At 32.4% G+C, this 21504-nt stretch carries 13 protein-coding genes; 6 read left to right on the top strand and 7 right to left on the bottom strand.

Going from position 1 to position 21504, the window contains the following annotated elements; translation table 11 throughout:
* Positions 1 to 573: 573 nt before the first annotated feature.
* On the top strand, positions 574 to 3999 hold the full coding sequence (locus DK441_RS09120) for an amidohydrolase family protein (RefSeq protein ID WP_109098432.1): 3426 nt from the start codon (positions 574 to 576) through the stop codon (positions 3997 to 3999).
* A gap of 982 nt (positions 4000 to 4981) precedes the next feature.
* Here the strand turns inward: DK441_RS09120 and DK441_RS09115 are convergent.
* A complete protein-coding gene (locus DK441_RS09115) occupies positions 4982 to 5848 on the bottom strand; it encodes a bile acid:sodium symporter family protein (protein WP_074407567.1) in 867 nt (288 codons plus the stop codon).
* 203 nt (positions 5849 to 6051) lie between these two features.
* On the opposite strand from DK441_RS09115, the gene DK441_RS09110 reads away from it, so the two are divergent.
* Both DK441_RS09110 and DK441_RS26510 read left to right on the top strand, forming a co-directional pair.
* On the top strand, positions 6052 to 6282 hold the full coding sequence (locus tag DK441_RS09110) for a hypothetical protein (RefSeq protein ID WP_109098431.1): 231 nt from the start codon (positions 6052 to 6054) through the stop codon (positions 6280 to 6282).
* Positions 6283 to 6305: 23 nt separating this feature from the next.
* Positions 6306 to 6464, top strand: coding sequence for a hypothetical protein (locus DK441_RS26510; RefSeq protein WP_160112017.1), 159 nt, complete (start codon positions 6306 to 6308; stop codon positions 6462 to 6464).
* Between the two features lie 69 nt (positions 6465 to 6533).
* Here DK441_RS26510 and DK441_RS09105 read toward each other — a convergent pair whose 3' ends face one another.
* The 6 genes from DK441_RS09105 to DK441_RS09080 all read right to left on the bottom strand — a co-directional run bounded on the left by DK441_RS09105 (position 6534) and on the right by DK441_RS09080 (position 17632).
* A complete protein-coding gene (locus DK441_RS09105) occupies positions 6534 to 8129 on the bottom strand; it encodes a solute:sodium symporter family transporter (RefSeq protein WP_235015744.1) in 1596 nt (531 codons plus the stop codon).
* 334 nt (positions 8130 to 8463) lie between these two features.
* Positions 8464 to 9990 (bottom strand): RagB/SusD family nutrient uptake outer membrane protein, encoded by a 1527-nt coding sequence (locus tag DK441_RS09100; RefSeq protein WP_109098430.1) that lies wholly within the window; start codon positions 9988 to 9990, stop codon positions 8464 to 8466.
* Positions 9991 to 10010: 20 nt separating this feature from the next.
* A complete protein-coding gene (locus DK441_RS09095) occupies positions 10011 to 13367 on the bottom strand; it encodes a SusC/RagA family TonB-linked outer membrane protein (protein ID WP_109098429.1) in 3357 nt (1118 codons plus the stop codon).
* Positions 13368 to 13502: 135 nt separating this feature from the next.
* Entirely contained in the window at positions 13503 to 14510 is a 1008-nt protein-coding gene (locus DK441_RS09090; RefSeq protein ID WP_109098428.1) for a FecR family protein, read from the bottom strand.
* 177 nt (positions 14511 to 14687) lie between these two features.
* Positions 14688 to 15236 (bottom strand): RNA polymerase sigma factor, encoded by a 549-nt coding sequence (locus tag DK441_RS09085; protein ID WP_109098427.1) that lies wholly within the window; start codon positions 15234 to 15236, stop codon positions 14688 to 14690.
* Positions 15237 to 15346: 110 nt separating this feature from the next.
* Positions 15347 to 17632, bottom strand: coding sequence for a glycoside hydrolase family 3 N-terminal domain-containing protein (locus DK441_RS09080; protein WP_235015743.1), 2286 nt, complete (start codon positions 17630 to 17632; stop codon positions 15347 to 15349).
* Positions 17633 to 17900: 268 nt separating this feature from the next.
* Here DK441_RS09080 and DK441_RS09075 point away from each other — a divergent pair, with 268 nt between their 5' ends.
* From DK441_RS09075 to DK441_RS09065, 3 genes are all read left to right on the top strand, one after another.
* Positions 17901 to 18839, top strand: a complete 939-nt coding sequence (locus DK441_RS09075; protein ID WP_109098426.1) for a hypothetical protein — start codon at positions 17901 to 17903, stop codon at positions 18837 to 18839.
* A 49-nt stretch (positions 18840 to 18888) separates the two neighbouring features.
* Positions 18889 to 19620, top strand: coding sequence for a glycoside hydrolase family 25 protein (locus tag DK441_RS09070; protein WP_109098425.1), 732 nt, complete (start codon positions 18889 to 18891; stop codon positions 19618 to 19620).
* Between the two features lie 158 nt (positions 19621 to 19778).
* Positions 19779 to 21317, top strand: coding sequence for a serine hydrolase (locus DK441_RS09065; protein ID WP_109098424.1), 1539 nt, complete (start codon positions 19779 to 19781; stop codon positions 21315 to 21317).
* Positions 21318 to 21504: the final 187 nt, after the last annotated feature.

Genomic DNA, 21504 nt, shown 5'->3' with positions numbered 1-21504 from the left:
TTTTAATTTGGTTACTAATTAAAATAGTTGTGTCTATTTATTATGACGTATTAATTATAATCACCCCCTAGTTCATTATTTTTTTATTTAAATAAAGCTTTTACTATCAATAGATTATAAACCACCACAGACTACATCCATCCTGAAGGTGGTTTATCATTTTTATTAAACTGAATTCATTTTTTTATAAAGCTATAGTGTAGTTTCTTCTTTTTCTACATTTAGAAATGTAAAATTGTAATGAATGATAGTGTATAAAGTTGGAGATAAGAGTATTTCCCTGGTTCTCATAAGCTTGTGTAGATTTGTGGTTAATAATGATTCAAAAATACTTTCTTATCATCATTCAAATTCTCGAATTAATCAACCTAACTCCTGATATTTATCAACTATTTTTTTGACATATATCAGTTTAGTACCTTCATAAAAGGTGATCTTTTTTAATTTACTTTTAGAGAGCTTAAAAGGTGATACATTTCACAAAACTTTAGTATTTAGGATCTTGAACAAGAATAGAGTCCATTAATTTATTGTTTATATTTACTTTTCAAAATAATTCAACATTCACAATCAATGAAATCACACATCACTCTAAGGGTTACCTCCCTATTTTTATTTTTATGTACGCTCACTACATTTTCTCAAAATGCTAAAAAGGAAAAAGATTCAATCAAAAAAGCGACTAAGGAGCTTCCCTTAGAGCCTGAACGTACAATATCCTTTACAACCGATCAGGGAACCTGGATTTCGCTAGATGTAAGTCCGGATGGAAAAACTATTGTTTTTGATCTTATGGGTGATATTTATTCTATTCCGATTAGCGGTGGTAAAGCAACGCAAATTACTAGTGGTATGGCGTATGATGTACACCCCAGATATAGTCCTGATGGCAAATCCCTGGTTTTTATCTCAGATAAAAGTGGTTCTGATAATATCTGGACTCTGGATCTTGCTACCAAAGAGGATAAACAGATTACTAAAGAAGAAAAACACAATTTCTTTTCTGCAGAATGGACTACCGATGGTCAATATATTGTAGGAGGTAAAGGACGTAGAAATATTAAACTACATATTTATCATAAAGAAGGTGGTTCTGGTGGTCAATTGTTTGAAAAACCTAAAGATATTAAAGCTATTGATCCTGCTTTTAGTGCCGATGGTAAATTGTTATACTTCTCTCAGCGAAAAGGTTCATGGAACTACAATGCTCAATTACCACAATATCAAATAGGGACTTATGACATGGAAGATGGTGATATGGCAGTAATAACTTCTCGATATGGTTCTGCTTTTACTCCTACTTTATCTAATGATGGTAACTGGCTGGTGTATGGTACTCGTTTTGAAGATGAAACCGGCCTTGTATTACGAAACTTAAAAACCGGAAAAGAACGATGGTTGGCATACCCGGTTCAACGAGATGAGCAAGAATCGATTGCTCCTCTGGGAGTACTTCCGGCGATGTCATTTACTCCTGACAATAAGAACCTGATTGTTTCGTATGGCGGAAAAATATATGCTGTTTCTGTAGAAAACAATACTGCTAAAGAAATTCCTTTTCAGGTTGATGCGAAACTTGATTTAGGGCCAAAACTAGCTTTCAAATACCCTATAAAAGATACAGAAAATGTATGGGCAACCCAGATTCGTGACGCCAAGCCCTCACCAGATGGTTCGAAACTGGCATTTACTGCATTGAATCGGTTATATGTAATGAGTTTACCTAATGGTACTCCCAGACGTTTAACTACAAATAATTTTACAGAAGCACAACCTACCTGGTCTCCCGATGGAAAGCATATCGTATTTACTACCTGGAAACAAGGAGGTGGTCATTTATTTAAAGTAAGTCCTGATGGTCGTTCTGCGGCTATACAATTAACCAAACAACCTGGTATCTATACAAAACCTTCATGGTCTTATTCTTCGAATAGAATTGCATTTCATCGAGGAGTAGCTCAAACGTATGATGATGCAATTAACCCATTTTCAAATCGAACTCAGGAAGATTTAGTATGGATACATGCTAATGGAGGTGTTATCAATATGATTGATAAAACAAAAGGAAGACAAAACCCTCATTTTACCAAAATAGATAATCGTATTTATTTAAGTAGTAATGAAAAAGGGTTAATTTCTATTCGTTGGGATGGATCTGATGAAAAAGAGCACCTAAAATTAACCGGAATCACTACTCATGGTTCTCAGGATATTTTTGGTAAAGATCATCATGAAAATAATATTGATAGTTATATTTCTAGTGCGTTGCCATCAGCAGAAGAAGGGTGGCGTGATAAAAGTAAGGCTTCCAAACCTTCAGAAATACAAATCTCTCCAGATGGAAAAACTGCACTCGCTTTAATTAATAATGATATTTATACGGTAATTATTCCTCGATATGGTAAAACGCCTTCGGTTTCTGTCGCCAAAGTTAGCGGAGCTGCATTTCCGGCTATGAAATTAACAGTTATGGGTGGTGAATTTCCTACCTGGTCCTCGAATAGTAAAAAAGTACATTGGTCCCTGGGAGCAAGTCATTTCAGGTATGATCTAGAAGCAGGAAAAAAGTTTATCGATAGCTTAACTACAGCCAAGAAAAAAGAAGAAGAACTTAAGGAAACACAGAAAAAATCTGATACTACAAAAACAGATACGAAAGAAGATGAAGAAAAAAAGAAAGATCCAAAATTTGAAGCTGAAAAATTTAAAATTAGAGTAAATTATAAAAAGGATATTCCTAAAGGAACTTTATTATTACAAGGTGGTCATATTGTTACTATGAAAGGATACGATGTTATCAAAAAAGGAGATATTCTTATAGAGAACAATAGAATTAAAGCTATTGGTATTTCGGGAAGCTTAACGATTCCTGCGGGTACTCAAATCATTGACGTTTCTGGTAAAACATTAGTTCCTGGATTCGTTGATACCCATGCTCATATGTGGCCTAATTGGGGCGTACATAAAAACCAGGTATGGATGTATTCTGCGAATCTGGCCTATGGTGTTACCACTACCAGGGATCCACAAACTGCTACAACAGATGTGCTTACTTATAGTGATATGGTAGAATCTGGTATGATTCACGGTCCACGTGTATACAGTACTGGTCCGGGAGTTGGGTTTTGGAAATATCAAATCGAAAGCCTGGATCATGCCAAAGATGTATTAAAACAGTATAGCGAGTATTACAATACCAAGAGTATCAAAATGTATTTGGTGGGTAATCGTAAACACCGACAATGGATCATGATGGCTGCAAAAGAATTAAAACTAATGCCTACTACTGAAGGAGGATTAGATTTTAAACTAAATATGACCCAGCTCTTAGACGGCTATCCCGGTCATGAACATTCCTTACCTATTTACCCTATCTATAAAGATGTTGTAAAAACCGTAGCAGATTCAAAAATGGCAGTGACACCTACTTTATTAGTATCCTATGGTGGGCCTTGGGCAGAAAATTATTATTACTCACGTGAGAATGTTTGGAGCGATCAAAAAATTCAATATTTCACACCTTATGAAGAATTAGCACAAAAATCCAGAAGAAGGCCAGGTTGGTTTATGGAAGAGGAACATGTATTTAAAAAACATGCAGCGTTTATGAAAGAACTGGTAGAAGCAGGTGGTTTGGCCGGAATAGGAAGTCATGGACAATTACAAGGACTCGGGTTTCATTGGGAATTATGGTCTGTGGGCAGTGGCGGAATGAAAAATCATGATGCGCTTAGAGTTGCTACAACACTTGGTGCTGAAGCATTGGGATTAGATCATGATTTGGGAAGCATTGAAGCCGGGAAACTAGCCGATATTTTAATTTTATCAAAAAAACCATTAGAAAATATCAGAAACACAAATACATTAACTCATGTAATCAAAAATGGAAGAGTGTATAATGCAAATACATTGGATGAAGTATGGCCCAAAAAACAAAAAGCAGAAACTTTTCATTGGCAAACCAAAAAACCTAATGGATTACCCGGAATTAGGAAATAGGTATGTGAAAATAGAGTTAATTTCAATAAATATTTGGAAAACAGCAGAGAAACTATTAATATTTGCATAACAAAATGAGAAACAATAGACTACATATTAATCCTAAAACATTGTATAAACAATGTGAATCTCGTTGGGTACATACATTATCCCCACAAAATAGGATGCTATATAGCTATTTTTGATTTTTTTTGAAGTGATTTAAAACAAAAACTAAATATAACTCAAGCGTCCAAGAAATTGGACGCTTTTTTTATTGAGCCTTTTTGAAGTAAAATGAAGCAAATACAGAAAATCTAGTCGGAATGATTCCCTTAAAGAGAGAAACCTGATAAAGAAATAATACATTTTAATCTAATAAATTAAGTAATCCCAATAAATTCAGTAAAAAAAATTAGACATATGAATAAAAATTAATTAGCACATAAAAAATACCATTTGGAAAGTAAGCAACAGGGAGACAGACAATTGCAAGAATATCCAAAATCTGTTGAAAAACGGACAGGGATTTCTATATCTTAAAATGATTATAACTAATTGATTTTCAATAAAATAACTTGAAAAAATATTTGCTTTTTTAAAAAATGTTTTGATCTTTGCATCGAAACAATTATCAACCTAAATTATTATCAATAGCACATATTTAACTAAAAAATTAAAAAATGACACCAAGTAACTTACAACATATACTAACTCGTTTTTTTATTAAACAATCGAGGTATTGTTCTGGAGTGAACATAAAAGGTGTCTATTATATACAAAAGATAATTATAAGAGTATAACTTATAAACAGATCAAGATATAAAAAAGACGCCCTAATAAGGCGTCTTTTTTTGTTGATAAGGTTCATTGACATATTGAAAAAACTAATATATAAGGTTCTAATACCAGAACCAATATAATATAGTATGTACTGTAGCACAATTGCTAGTACATCCGACTGTCTCTTGGATGTATATCCCGCACTGCGGGATCGGTACTACTAATTTTTCTGGGTATTACTTTTCTTAATACCCAAATAAACAGCAATACCTCCTGTAAAAAACATTAATAAGCTATACACTGCCGGAGCAACTGCAAACGAAGTATTTTTAAGTAAAACAACAGCAATAGTTATTGCTAGAGTTCCATTTTGGATTCCCGACTCTATTGCGATTGAAATAGCTCTTTTATCTTTAATACTAAATAATTTAGCAGAATAATATCCCACAATCATTGTAATAACATTTAAACATAAGGCAACTATTCCTGCTTGCTGAAAGTAAGACACCATATTATCTTTTTCTTTAATTGTGATACCTACAATTACAAGCATTAGTACAATACCAGAAGCTCGTCGAACAGGTTTAGCCATTTTTAAAGCAAATCGTTCATTATATTTTCTAATTAACATACCAATACCTACAGGAATAATGGTAATTACCAATATCTGAACAATAGTTGTTACTACATTCAATTTAATCATTTGTCCCTCTTCCAAAAAATGAAGAAGTGCAAAATTTATAATAAAAGGTATAGTTAAAATAGTAATAAAGCTACTTAATGCAGTAAGGGTAACAGATAATGCTATATCTCCTTTTGCCAAATGAGATATCAAATTAGACGTTGGTCCTCCTGGACATGCAGTTAAAATCATAATTCCGATTGCGATCTCGGGTTGAATAGGAAATAATGATGCCAATGCAAATCCTAACACTGGTAGTATTAGTATTTGATTGGTCAATCCTAACAGTATTGCTTTAGGATATATAAATATTCTTCTAAAATCATCAACAACTAGCGATAATCCCATTCCTAACATTATAATAATAAGAGATAAAGCTAAAATAATTGTCGATACACTATCCATCTTTTATAGTTCTGATTGAATAAGCAATATAGAAATTTTTGAAGGATATTCTGGTAAAACATCACAAGGAATACGGTATTCCTCAAGCATCTAATTACCATCAATTTATGGATCACCCCATACCATAATTAACATACAGTATAAAAAAGCAAAAACTGATAAGATAACCTTATCGGCTCTATTAATCTTTAAAAACAATAATCATGAAAAATGATGAATCACAATGGTTTTTGCGTAAAACCACAGAAACAAAAAAGTTCATTGTACAACCAAGAACTATGAGTATTACTCTTCGCCTCAAACCAACCAGCGGGAGTAACCTCGATAGGTATTGTCTCGACATGAGCTATACAGCAAAGAAACGAACAGAGAATTATTCAAATTCTTTTAAAAAAATTAACGCGCCTGTATATGCATCATTACCAGGCACATAAATAACAGTTAAAAATTTAATAATATGAAAACACAACTTACCAATAATAAAGAAAGAAAAATATCAAAAATACTAGCAAAATGGTTATCTAATTACATCACGGCGATGAGCAAAGCTTTATACCCTGCGGAAGTAAAAGGAGTACAAAGTAAAAATGACAGACATCGCATTTTTGATAAATGATGTAGTAGTGCCCTGTTACAACATATAAGAAGTAACGGGGCTTTATTTATACAATTAAGCAAGTCATTTTTATGAGAAATATAAATAAATAGCAATCACTGTTATACAAATCGATACACCAATAGGCATTACATATCTTAGCGGAGTGATATTTACCTGTTTGGTGTATTTTTGCTTGTATTCATCTTTCCTTGGATAAAGCTTACCTATTAACAACATAATAATTACATTTAAAATAAATAGCACTGCCATTACATGTAAAAAATGCGGATAATTTTCGTCTCCAATTACATATGGCTTTAATATAAACTGGCTAATAATATACAATATAGAACCAGAAATGAGTCCTATTTTTGCAGCAATTGCTGGAACATATTTTGTTAAATAGCCTACTACAATTATTGTTAAGATTGGAATACTATAAATACCATTTGCTTCTTGAAGATAGCCAAATAATCCATCTGAAGCGTACACAAGAAGTGGTGCCACAAACATTGATATTATTGCTAAGATAATCCCAAACCGTTTTCCAGCTTTTACAACGGTAGTTTCACTTGCTTCTTTATTAAAATATTCTTTATAAATATCTATCCCAAATAATGTAACAGAACTATTCAAAGCACTATTAAATGAACTTAAAATAGCACCAAATAATACTGCTGCAAAAAAGCCTACCAAGGATACAGGCAAAACTTTACTTACCAACATCGGATAAGCTTCATCTGGATTTTTGAGTGTATCTCCAAACATATGAAAAGCAATAATACCAGGTAACACAACAATAATTGGCCCTAAAATTTTAACGAATGACCCCAACAACAAACCTTTTTGCCCTTCTTTTAAATTTTTGGCTCCAAGAGCTCTTTGAATAATAGCCTGATTGGTTCCCCAATAAAATAATTGCACCAGCATCATTCCTGTAAAAATGGTTGTAAAGGGAACCGAAGCTTTTTTATCTCCTATTGCATTAAATTTATCAGGATATAAATCAAGTAAAACATTAATTCCTTCTAAAATATTACCACTTCCAATATCCCATAATCCAAATAAAGGGATCATCACTCCTCCTATTAATAATCCAATAGCATTAATAGTATCTGACACGGCTACAGCTTTTAATCCTCCAAAAATTGCATAAATTGAGCCTATACTTCCTATCCCCCATACAGTAATCCAAAGTGCTATTGATTCTGATACTCCCAGAAGTTCTGGTATATTAAACATAGTATTAATAGCCAATGCACCAGAATATAACACTGTTGGTAGCAAAATAATAGCATACCCCGTAAGAAATAACCCTGATGTTATTGCTTTAGTAGTTGTATCGTATCGTCGTTGTAAAAACTGGGGTACCGTGGTAATCCCTCCTTTTAGATACCGAGGTAATAAAAATATCGCCGTTATTACCATAGCAATGGCCGCAAGTGTCTCCCATGCCATCACCAATATACCTTCTTTAAATGCAGCTCCATTTAGACCTACAATCTGTTCTGTTGATAGGTTAGTAAGCAATAAAGATCCTGCAATGACTCCTGCCGTTAAACTTCTTCCTCCCAAAAAGTAACCATCAGAAGATGTTTCATCTGTCTTAGATGTAGATAAATAGGCAATAATACCAACCAGAAGTGTAAACCCAAAAAAAGAAATGATACCTATATAGTCCATAATTTTATTTTAACCTTCATGTATAATTTTGGTGTAATGTTTAGAAAATTACTAGCATCCCATATAGGTTATAATTAAAAGAATATACCCTATGAATATTGTATTCAATATCATCAATATCTACATTTCTGTGCTATATACTACTCGTATACATTTGAAAACTATAGGCAAAAAATTGAAGGATTATTTTTATGCAGTGCTCTTGTTTTTGGGCAATTGCTTAAAAATAGTAATATGCTTGTATTAATCAATCATTATCATGATATGCTATAAAAAAACAGCGTGTTTACACACGTTGTTTTTTTATAACCTAATTACTATTACTGATTTTAATTTAATATCCTGGATTTTGATCTGATACAGACAATGCCGTATTCAATTGAATTTCGGTCATGGGAATAGGAAACAAATTATTTTTAGTTGTATATCCTGTACCTGCAAGTTCTGTGGCTGCTCTACCCCATCGTACCAAATCCCAAAAACGTTGCCCCTCATGTGCTAATTCTAAGAATTTCTCATTTATAATTGCTTCAAATAAATCATTTCCAGATATTCCAGAAAGGTTAGGTAATCCTGCTCTATTCCTTACCTTATTCAACTCGATTAATGCCAAATCATCTTGGCCATTTTTATTGTACGCTTCTGCTGCTAATAACAAAACTTCTGCATACCGTAATAATCTCCAGTTAGCTGAATAATTTAGTTCAGATACTCCTCCATCAGAAACAGTTTCAGATAAACGAGTAACATACTTCATTCGTATGGCTCCTTCATAACCCCAAATATTCTCTGGGGTATTCACACTACCTCCTGCAGCAATAATTTCTGCTTCTGTAGCTATAGTAGCTGCTTTTCGATCTATATCCCCAGCGGTATCAAAAGCCATTACCAATTTAGATGTAGGCAAATTAAACCCCCATCCATTTAGAATTCCTAATCCAGCTACATCAAAAAGACCATCTCCTCTTGGTCCCATTAATTGTTGGTGAATATTACTTTCTACACGACCTCCCCATGGGAAATTACCCCAATCATAGCCATTAGTAGAGATATATCCTAATTCAAAAAGTGATTCTTTGCCAAATTCTGTTGCAGTAGTCCATACATCTGCCGGAGTATCTTCAAGATCATGTGCAGGATTAGCTATCACACTTGATAACTCTGTAATTGCTGAGGCATATTTTTCCTGAAAAACCAATACTTTACCTAAAAGAGCTTTGGCTGCTCCTTTGGAAACTCTAAACGGTTGAGAAACCGACATCTTATCTGGCAAACCAGCAATAGCACTTTTCAAGTCATTTTCTACCTGCTCGTAGATTTTTGCCTTAGGACTTTTAGGTAAAGTAAAATCATCAGGGCTTATATTAGATGGACTTTCTAATCGCAAAGGTACATCTCCCCACATTGTTGCTAATTCAAAATAACACCAAGCTCTGATAAATTTTGCCTCCCCCAAGACTAATTCACGATTACTTAAAGTTCCTGTCTCTACAGTATTAATAATAATATTTGCTAATGCAATTGTTTGATAAAACAAATCCCAATTGCTCTGAATTGAAATATTATCAATAGACACATTTACATAACCATCAATATCTTGTAACTGTTCTTGGTCGGTAGAGCTACCTCCCCCGGCATTAACATCATCACCAGGTAACATTTTTACGAAATATGCACTATTCCAGTTAAGACCATAATTGTGTTGCATAAGATCATACAATCCTATAATTGCCTGATCTGCATTTTCTTCGGTATCAAAATATGTAGCATTATCTAATGTCCCAATTGGGGCAATATTTACAAAATCATCACTACAAGACGTACAAAAAACCAATATTGTGATAAAAATTATTTTTTTCATAATTATAAATAATTAAATTTTTAAAAATCTACTGATAAACCAAATAATGCTTTACCAGGTATTGGGTAAAATCCTCTATCAATTCCTTGGCTATTATTTGCAAAACTTCCTGCCTCAGGATCTAAACCATTATACTTAGTGAAAGTAAAATAATCATCCAGAGAAATGTAAACTCTTAACTTTCCTAAGTTAAGTTTATCTGTAATTCCTTGTGGAAAATTATACCCTAATTGTAATTGTTTAATTCTTAGATAAGAGCCATCTTCTACCATAAGATCGGTATCATATGCTTCAGCTATATTTGCAGCTCCCGGAAAAGATGCTATATCCCCTGGTTGTTGCCATCTATTATTAAAATAATCAACAGGTTTATTAGTTAATGGTCTAGAAGGACGATGATATCCAGCAAAAATATCATTACCATATGTTCCTTGAAATAATACGTTTAGATCAAAGTTTTTATACCCCAAACTAATATTACCTCCAAACAATATATCTGGATGTGGTGAACCAATCATAGTTTTATCATTAGAGGTAATACCAGGAACTCCATCGGTATCAACAAAAATAATTCCCCCTGTTTGTGGATCTATACCATTGGTTTTAAATCCATAAAAATACCATACAGGAAAGCCTTCTTCGAATCTTGTAATCGGTCTTCCTGGGATTGACGCGCCATTTAAAGCTCCTCCAATAGATACTTCTGAAGTATTATTTTTTAATGTAGACAAGTTAAGATTAACACCATAATCCAAACCTCTACTTGTAGTAGTATTATAACCAATCTCAAACTCAAAACCTCTATTTGTAATCGTACCTGCATTAATTGCTCCTAATGTTCTCCCTACTGATCCAGGCACTATGATATTACCATTAGAAACAATCAAATCTCTAGTAGTTTTACTATAATAATCTACAGAAAAGTTAAACTTATTATCTAATGCTTTTAAATCAAGGCCAATGTCGAGTTGTTCTGAACGCTCCCATAATAATTGAGGGTTTGCCAAATCTCCAACTTGAGTACCACTTACGCCCTCATAAACTATTGGTATTACTCCAACATCGGTAGCAACACTTTGCCAGAATTGTAAATCTCCATTACCCGATAAGTTTGCATCACTCCCATTCTGTCCCCAACTACCACGTAATTTGATGTAGTCAATTTTATTTGAGTTCCAGAAATTTTCTTTAGAAACCACCCAGCCTACAGAAACTGCAGGAAAATATCCCCCTTTTTTATTTTTAGGAAAAACACTTGATTGGTCATATCGCAATGATCCTTCTATCAAATACTTATTTAAATAATCATACGATATTCTTCCAAAAACCGAAGTCATATTCTTCTGAAATATATTGTTCCCTATAATATCATTATCTCTGTTAGAAAAATCAAAATATGCAAAATCATCAGTTCCTCTAGGAACATCAGCCCCTTGCAAATTATAAAATGGATTCTTGATTTTCTCAGCAGAATAACCAAGTAATCCAGTAAAACTGTGTTCTTCTAGATTCTTAGTATATCTTGCAAAATTTTCCCATAACCATCTTGAATTTCTGCTTATTGCATGCCTTAGACTTACGACAGAATTACTTGCTTCGCTGGCAACATAATATACAGGTGTCCATCTCGTATCAAATGAATTAGATCTTTCATAGCCGAATCTTGACGTAAATGATAAATCATTTGATAATTTTATTTTTCCTTTAACAGAAAGTAAAACTCTATCGATATCTATTCCCCCTCTAAAAATATAATTTGAAGATGCTACAGGGTTAATTATCTCTCCTGTAGTGTATGTAGGATACCCATATACATTCCCGTTTCTATCAAGCATCGCAGTACCATCCTCAAGACCTGTCATTGCTCTTGGAGGAAGTGTACCATTATATACAACAGGAGTTAACGGGTCAATTAATAGTGCATGATTTACTACTCCTCTAAAAGAATCATCCTCTATAATTGGAGACTGCCCAGTATTAGAATACACAATATTAGTTCCTACTTCTAACCAATCTTTTATATCACTCTTAAGATTTGCTCTTAAAGTATATCTTTTGTATGATGAATTACTTTTACCTACTATACCATCCTGATCTAAAAAAGACCCTGATAAAAAATACGTTGATCGTTCTGCCCCCCCCGAAAAACTAAGGTCATGTCTCTGAATAAATGCATCTTGAAAGGTTTCATCAATCCAATCTGTATCAATCCCATTATTTGCCACAGTTGTATTACCAGCTTCATTCATATATGTTACAAACTGAGAAGCATTCATCAGTTCCATTTTAGTTCTTAAAGTCTGTATTCCAATTTGTGAATTATAGCTTATAACTGATCTACCTTTTCTGCCTTGTTTTGTAGTAACAATAACAACACCATTTGCACCTTGAGTACCATAAATTGCCGAGGATGCAGCATCTTTTAATACTTCTATATTCGCAATATCACTTGGAGCAATATTCTCTAAATTTGAAACTTTCATGCCATCAACTATATAAAGAGGATCAGAATTCCCATTAGAGCCCGTACCACGAATCCTAACTTTTGATCCAGAACCAGGAGATCCTGATGAAGAAACAACTGTAACACCAGACACTCTTCCTTGTAAGACTTGTTCTATACGCTGGTTGGATGAATTTTCTATTTGTTTAAAATCAATACTAGAAATTGCTCCGGTAACTAGACTTTTTGCCCTGGTTCCGTACCCTACAACAATTACTTCTCCTAATTCTCCTGCATCTTCAATCAATGTAATATCTAATTTAGGTTGACCAAAATATACAACCTCTATATTAGCAAACCCCAAATAAGAAAACACTAAAGATTCTCCTTTAGATACTTCTAATTCATAGTTACCATCAAAATCGGTTTGAGTACCTCTATTTGTATTTTTTATAGTAATACTTGCTCCTGGTAAGGGTTCACCATCGGCAGTGGTAACTTTACCTGTTAACATCGTCTGTTGGGATTCTTTTGATTCTGAAATCGTTTTCGTACCCAGCTCTTTTTTTCGTTTAGATATTACTATTTGCCGATCAATTATTTTATAAGTGAGATCTGTTTTTTGAAATACCCTATTTAGTATCTCTTTTACAGTAGATTGTTTAAGACGTAGTGTGATTTTTGTATTGGTTTTTACAATATCATCCTTATAAAAAAATATAAACTCGCTTTGAGAATGAATTTGATCAAACAGTTCTTCAAGAGTACCGTTTTTTAAATTAATGTCCAGCTTAGTTTGTGAATAAGAGTTATGTGCATATACACTTGTTAAGCCAAAACACAGAAATAAAATAAAAACTCTCATAATGGTTAATAAAAAATTGAATCTCTTCTTTTCAGACAAAAAAGAAACATCGTTAATTTTTTTATTCATAATTTTGTTTTTTATGCATTAAGTATTTGCGATATCGCAATATTTGATTAGGTCAGAAAATGTTGCCGCATTTTCTGACTTTTTTGTAATAGATTACAATCTCTTTGTTATTTCATATCATATGGTTTTTGGTTTTTAGTTAATTACAAATTTTCCGTTTTCTATTTTGTATCTCAAATCTGTTGATTGTTTGAGAACTTCCATCACTTTTTCTACACTATCTTTTAAATCTAAATGACCAGAGAAAGTCTGCATTTTAAGTTCTTCGCTCTCTATAGAAATTACAACATTATAATACCGGGAAAGCTTTTTAACTATCATATCCATTCTTTCTTTTTTGAATATAAATTTACCATCACGCCACGACATATATTTGGTAACATCGACTCTCTTGCTCCTTATTTTTTTAGTTTTATTATTATATACAGCGAGTGTTCCCGGAGTTATTTTTATACTTGATTTTCCAAAAATAGAATTCCCTTTATACTTTATCTCTACACTACCTCGTTCTAAAGCTGTACTCGTATAATCATCATCATTATAACTACTTACATTAAATACCGTACCTAAAACTTTAATATCGTAATCATCTGTAACCACATAAAATGGTTGCTTTTTGTTATGTTTTACATCAAAAATAGCTTCTCCTATAAGATGAACTTCTCTTTTACTTCCATTAAACACAACTGGATATGTAAGTTTCGACCCCGAATTAAGCCATACTTTTGTACCTTCGGACAGAGTGATTTTAGTTCTCTTTCCAAAAGGAACAATAACTGTATTAAAAGTATTCTCTAACGATTGTTCTATTATTTTAGAATCATTAATATCTACTTCTCCTCCAGAGCTAGAATACGTGACACTTGATGTTTTTTCTGTAATTTTCACTTCCTCTTTATCATTTAAAACCAACTTTACGTCTCCATCTTTATCAATATTAATATCTGTAGCATCAACATAGTTTTTTATTGCTGAAGAATTTTGATAGATATTCGTATACTTAGTAGAAAAGAATATAACCGTGATTGCCGCCGCCGAAGTTATATAATATCCTATTCGTCGGTTTTTTCTTTTACTACGATACTCCATAACAGAAGTATTTATTTTATTTTTTAAAAGCCTTTTTTCTTCTTCGGTTAACATTTTGGGAAGATTTTAATATCAATTACTATTTTGTATTTTTACTTAACACATTATTCTACTATAGTATTTAGTAAAATTTTGAATGTGAAATAATAAATTAGCACCTTAACATACTATAAGAGCATCAAACTCAAAAAACATAGACAAAAAATTATCTTTTTTGTTTTTTTACTTAATTCAAATCTCATTTCTTAATTTTTTTACCGCTCTGTAGATAAGTGTACGTACCGATTCTATAGAAATTCCCATGATCATTGCAATCTCTTTGTATGATTTTTTTTCATCAAATTTTAATGATAATCCTTTTCGTTGCCTACTAGAAAGAGATGATAGCGCAATAGAAAGTCTTGCTTTAGTTTCTATGGAATTTTCTGACTGAATAATCACTTCTTCTATCGACTTGTATTCAGATCTAATTTCATTTTTTTTCTCTTCGGTTGAAAATAGACCTAGTTTTGATTTAAATTTTCTATTGATCTTTCTTTTTAAAGATTTAAACAGATAATATTTTACATTATCAACATCAGAAAGTTTTTTACGGTATTTGTAAATATCTAAAAATAGATCATGGATGCAATCCTTAACATAATCTGTATCCTTAGTATGCTGAATCCCAAACTCATAAAGTGCATCTATATACTTATCATATAGTTGATTAAAAGCATCTAAATCCCCCAATTTAACTTTGGTCCACAGTACAGAATCTATAGTTTTAACGGATTGCATTTAAAATAGTTTAAGCGTTTATGAATTCCTGAATAAATAATTTACTTTCAAAGCATTAAGAATGTTTGTTTAACATTAAATTAACAAAAACAATTCTAATAAAAAAATCTTTACGGTTCTTGTAGCTCTTTTTCAAGTACTATTTTTTTAGAAAGGGGGCCAATCATTATTTCAAATTCTCCACTTTCTGCAATCCATTCATTATTTTCATTAACAAACTTTAAATCATCAATTCCAATCGTAAATGAAATTGTTTTCATTTCTCCTGGTTGAAGTTCTATTTTTTTAAATCTTTTTAGAGCTTTTACCTCAGGTGTAATACTTGCATACATATCTTTAAGATATAGTTGCACCACTTCTTTTCCGGTTCTTACTCCAGTATTTTGGACATCGATAGTTATTTGAATCGCGTCTTCTTTATTAATAAATATCTTATCCAGTTTTAAATTTTTATAGCCAAAAGTTGTGTATGATAACCCATATCCAAACTCATATTGTGGATTATAACTTTTTTGATAATCTGCATCATCATTTTGCTCTTCATCTCCCAAACTTTCTGTATATTTTCTATTATATTTTTGTAGAGAATTTGAGTATCTGGGATAATTATAAGGTAGTTTTCCACTTGGATTTATATCTCCATAAACAATATCTACCAAGGCTCGTGCTCCTTCATTTCCGGGAAGATAACACTGTAAAACGGCATCCATATCATTTTCAAACTCACTAATAATTCTTGGTCTTCCTTCATTAAGGATTAGTATAATCGGTTTATTTAGCTTAGCTAATGCCTGAGCTAATTTGATTTGAGGTTTGGTTATTATCAAATCATTAATATCTCCCGGAGTTTCTGTATAGTTATGCTCGCCTAAACATAAAACAATATAATCTACATTACTCGCTAGTGAAACAGATTTGGCAATATCGACCTCTTTAAAAATAGATACCCCAGGCGTGTATACTACATTTTGTTCCCCTATTTTATTTTTAAATGCTTCTAAAATTGTAAGCTTATCATTTGCATATTCATCACTTTTTTCCCCTTGCCATGTGTATGACCATCCACCATTAAGGTATTGCATACTGTTAGCAGTTGGCCCTGTTATCAGTACCTTACTTTCTTTAGCAATAGGAAGTATTTTATCTGTGTTTTTTAGTAAAGTAATAGACTCAGATGCGGCGATATACGACATTGCAATCGAAGAAGGAGAACCAAAATCAGGATAATCTTCAGGGTTGGTAACCGGTGTTCTAAATAAATCTAATTCAAACTTCACTCTCAGAATTCTACTTACCGCATCATCTATTCTAGACATAGGTACTTCGCCGTCACTCACCAAAGAAAATAACTCTTCAAAAAAAGAGTAATTCTCTGGCACCATACTCATATCAATTCCTGCCATAACTGATTTCTTAACAGCTTCACGCATCGTAGAGGCTACCTTATGGCGTGTATGTAAGTAAATTATATCCTTCCAATCGGTTACCACAAAACCTTTAAAATCTAATTCGCCTTTTAAAATCTCTGTTATCATTTTTTTACTAGCATGAACAGGGGTGCCATTAATCTCTCCAGAACTAATCATAACACTTTTTGCTCCAGCACTTATGCTTTTCTGGTATATAGGTAAATCATATTGTCTAAGTACTCTTTCAGGAATAATGCTTGGGGTCCTGTCTTTTCCTGTAGTTGTACTTCCATATCCAATATAATGCTTAAGACATGCAGCTACTTTATCAGATGCACCAACATTATTTCCCTGAAAACCTTTTACCATAGCTACAGCCATTTGTGAAGACAGGTATGTATCTTCTCCAAAAGATTCCCAAAGTCTTGACCAGGCTGGATGTCTTGGTAAATCCAGATCTGGAGAAAAAACCCAGGGTATTGAAGATGCTCTGGTTTCATAGGCTGAAATAGCAGTGCATTTTTCTACTAGCTCAGCATCCCATGTTGCAGCCAAGCCTATTTGTTGAGGAAATAAAACTGCCCCATCTGTATAATTTGCTCCATGAATAGCATCTATTCCATAAATTATCGGAATTTTTTTATCAGTTTGATTAGTTTCTGCTAAAATTTCATTTAAAATCGCATTCCACCTTTTTGGTTTTGGAGCTCCTGGATTAGGAGTATTAAGTATCGAACCAATCTTATATTTATGAATTGCTTCTTTTAATTTACTCTTATCTAGTATTCCAGGTTGCCCCTCTTTTTCTAATGCAGTAATTGTAATTTGTGTCATTTGACCAATTTTCTCTTCCAAAGTCATACTTGATAATAGTTTAGATATTTTGGCATCAATTGGATCAGAAGGAACATTCTCTTGTTTCTTAAATGAGCAAGATAATAATAGAGCTACACTTAATAGCATAGTAATAATTGTACTAATTCTCATATTTGGTGATTATTTATTCGTAAACATTATAGTAAAGAGTACTTGCTTCAAGAAACATAGACACTATTCTTAAAGTTTTTTTAAAGAATCATCAAAAATATCACTTGTATCATATCAAAATTATAGAAAATCATATGGTTATTTATACATAATTTTTTTGAACATACTTTATATATTTCTGTAATAATTACGTATAAATACCTATACAATTTACTTCAAAAATTCTCTACCTTTAAACTACACAAAATGAACCAACTTTACTACTGCTATGGATATTAACCAAACACTATCCAATCTTATTAAAAATGATAAAACCTGGGTTATTATCATCTCTTTGATTATTATCATTCTGGGATTTAGTAACATATTAGTAGCACCAGCTATTGATTTTTTATCTAATATTAATGGAGATATGATGCTGGGTCTTGGCGTTGCCATGGAGTTAAAAAGTATCACTGCAGGTATTGACAATTCTGGTATCCTCTTAGTTGGGGGACTGGCAACAGAGCTTTCTGATATTTTTACACGAGCAATCAATTATTTAACCTTTGCAAATATTGTAATCGCAGTTCAAACCATATTGGTAAATATGGGTAAATCATTATTGTTTAAAGTGCTTCCTGTGATTTTTCTTGTAGGCATATTCTTCGAAAAATATAAAAAAGTAGCTTTAAAACTGCTTATTATAGCATTACTTATCAACCCGGGACTTTCTTTATATGTTAATGGAATACACTATGTATCTGACTCTATGGAATTAAGTCTTGGTTCTTCGTTACATGAACATCTTTCATCTATTAAGAACAAATATGAAGCAAAGAAAAAGTACATCAAATCAAAACAAGAAGCTCGAAAAAACAGGCAATTAGAGAAAGCTAAAGAAAAAGGTCGTAAAGGTATAGGCATTTTTAAAAAAGTTGAAGATGCAGTTGTTGATAAAGTCGAAGATGTAAGTGTTGATGCAGAAGAAGGGTTTTCTGAAGCTTTTGCAATCTTGAAAGAAGGTAAAAAAGAATTGATGAAACTTATCATAAACATGATTAGTAACCTCATTGTTCTTTTTCTTATTTTACCACTATTATATTTTTATCTCATGAGTTTCTTACTTAAGAAGTTCTTTCATTTTTCTGGATTAAGTAAAATTGAAGAAGCCCAAGAGGAAAATTTAAAAAAACTTGGTAAAGATCTAACCCATGATCCACATTAACCTAAAATTTAAACAATTAAATACTTTTAAGACTTAACCAATAGAATTCATGAAAAAAATTACCATTCAACTTTTTACACTATCGTTAGTATTATTTTCTTGTGCAACAGACAAAAACAATTTGTGTACTTCAGAAAATCAAAGACTCGAAACAGATCCTTCTATTTTAGGAATGGATGTTTCTCATTTTCAAGGAGATATCAAATGGAATGATATTAAGAAAGACGGTGTTAATTTTGTGTACATCAAAGCTTCAGAAGGTGATGATTTTAAAGACCCTATGTTTAAAACAAACAGAGCAGCTGCAAAAAGTAACTGTATCTACCGGGGTGCTTATCATTTTTATCAAACCGGTTATGATCCTAAAAAGCAAGCTCAAAATTTTATAGCTGCAGTAGGCACATTAGAACCGGGAGATTTACCTCCTGTTTTAGATCTAGAAGAATTAGGGATTCAAGCCCCTGTTACTAAAAAAGAATATCAAAAAAACACCTTACTCTGGTTACAAACAGTAGAAAAGGAATGGGGAGTAACCCCAATTATCTATTCTAATTATTATTTTGGTATTAAATACCTTGACCATCCCGATTTTGCCAAATATAAATTGTGGATTGCAGCGTATACCAAAAAAGCTCCAAAAGTTCCTAACACCTGGAAGAGTGAAGGCTGGACTATCTGGCAACGTACAGATCTTAAAAACTTAAAAGGAATCAAAGGCAATGTCGATTATGATCTATTTCATGGAAATGCCGAAGCATTTAGAAAATTGTTAAAAAAGTAGTATCCCGTATAGCTATTATAATTATTAATTAGACAAAACCGATTGTATACCTGATCATCTTTTGAATAGTATTTTGAAGGAGATATAACATTCTTATCATCTTAAATAAATTATATTTACCTTTCGAAACACACAAAACACTATCTAAAATTAAAATCATGAAAAAACTATTGCTGTTATTTACAGTATTACTGATTTCTACAACAAATATATTAAGTCAAACAGGCACTACAGTTGATCTTAAAAAGTTAGATGAATACTATGCAAAAATGGCAAAAGACTGGGATATACCTAGTGTTTCTATTGGAATTGTTAAAGATGGAAAACTGATTTTCAGTGGTAATTACGGAGTAAAAGAAAAAGGAAAAGACGAAAAACCAGATGAAAACACGCTGTATGCCATTGCATCTAACTCTAAAGCGTTTACGGCTACTATTATTGGAATGCTGGTACAGGAAGGAAAGCTTAATTGGGATGATAAAGTAAAAAAACATCTACCATATTTTGCCCTTTACGATCCATGGGTAAGTAATGAAGTTACTATTAGAGATATATTAAGTCATCGTGTTGGACTTGGCACATTCAGTGGTGATGTGATTTGGTATAAAGCAAACTTAACATCAGAAGAAATTATAAAAAGAAGTAAACATCTTCCTAAAACTCATGATTTCAGATCTGGATTTGGGTACTCTAATGTAATGTACATTACTGCAGGAGAAATTATAAAAAAAGTAACCGGAAAAAGTTGGGGAGAAAATGTAAAAGAACGAATTCTAGATCCTCTGGGAATGGATAGAACCTTAACATCATATAAAAAACTGGATACAAAAAAGAATTATGCCACCCCGCATGGTCGCGAAAATGATAAAAACATCCCTATCGACTGGGTAGATTGGGAAGAAATAGGAGCTATGGGCGGGCTTATTTCTAGTGTTAAAGATGTTTCTAAATGGATGATCTTTAATCTAAACCATGGTCGTATCGGTAAAGATACTTTACTTACCAAAAACACCAGAAATATAATCTGGACACCTCATAACAATTATAGAGTAGATCACACTTCAAAAAATGATTTCAATAAGCATTTTAGTGGCTATGGATTAGGATGGGGATTAAGTGATTATCAAGGAAGACTTAGCGTTGCTCATACAGGAGGGTTTGATGGAATGATTACAGCAGTTACTTTAATTCCTGATGAAAATCTAGGAGTTGTAGTACTTACTAATGGTATGAAAAGCCCGATTAGAGCTGCAACTTACCATGCTTTAGATCAATTTCTAGGTACAGCATCTATCAATTGGTCTGCCAAACTATTGAAAAAGGCAAATACTAATGGTAAAAAAGACACTCGAATCTCTACAAGAAAAGAAAAAAGAGAGCTAAATACCAAACCTTCTGTCGCACCAACTAAAATAGTAGGAGATTATAGGTCTGATATCTACGGAAAAATTAAAATCTCGTTAGAAAAAGACCAGTTACGCATGAAATTTGAACATACTCCAGATTTATCTGCTACACTGCGACACTGGCATCATGATGTTTGGGAAATTGTTTGGGATAAGAAACATGCCTGGTTTAGCTTTGGAACCGTAAAATTTAATACTGATAATAACCTAAATGTTAAAAGTATGGATTTTGATGTTCCTAATGATGATATTTTCTTTGAAGAACTAAAACCATATAGAATATCTGAATAACAACCTATATTCAAAAAAAGAATCTGATTTTCAATATGAGAACGTAAAGTGGTGATTTCTCTATAGAAATCAATACCTTCTTTGTCATAAAATTCAATTTCTTAACATAATCATATTACATCGTATTAAACAAAAAACACTTATTATCAATATCTTACACTTTCATTTTTAGTTTAAATAAATATAA

This window comes from Aquimarina sp. AU58 (assembly GCF_900312745.1).
Taxonomy (GTDB): Bacteria; Bacteroidota; Bacteroidia; order Flavobacteriales; family Flavobacteriaceae; genus Aquimarina; species Aquimarina spinulae.
Note: the sequence above shows the minus strand (reverse complement) of the source record. Positions and strands in the feature narration are given on the sequence as shown.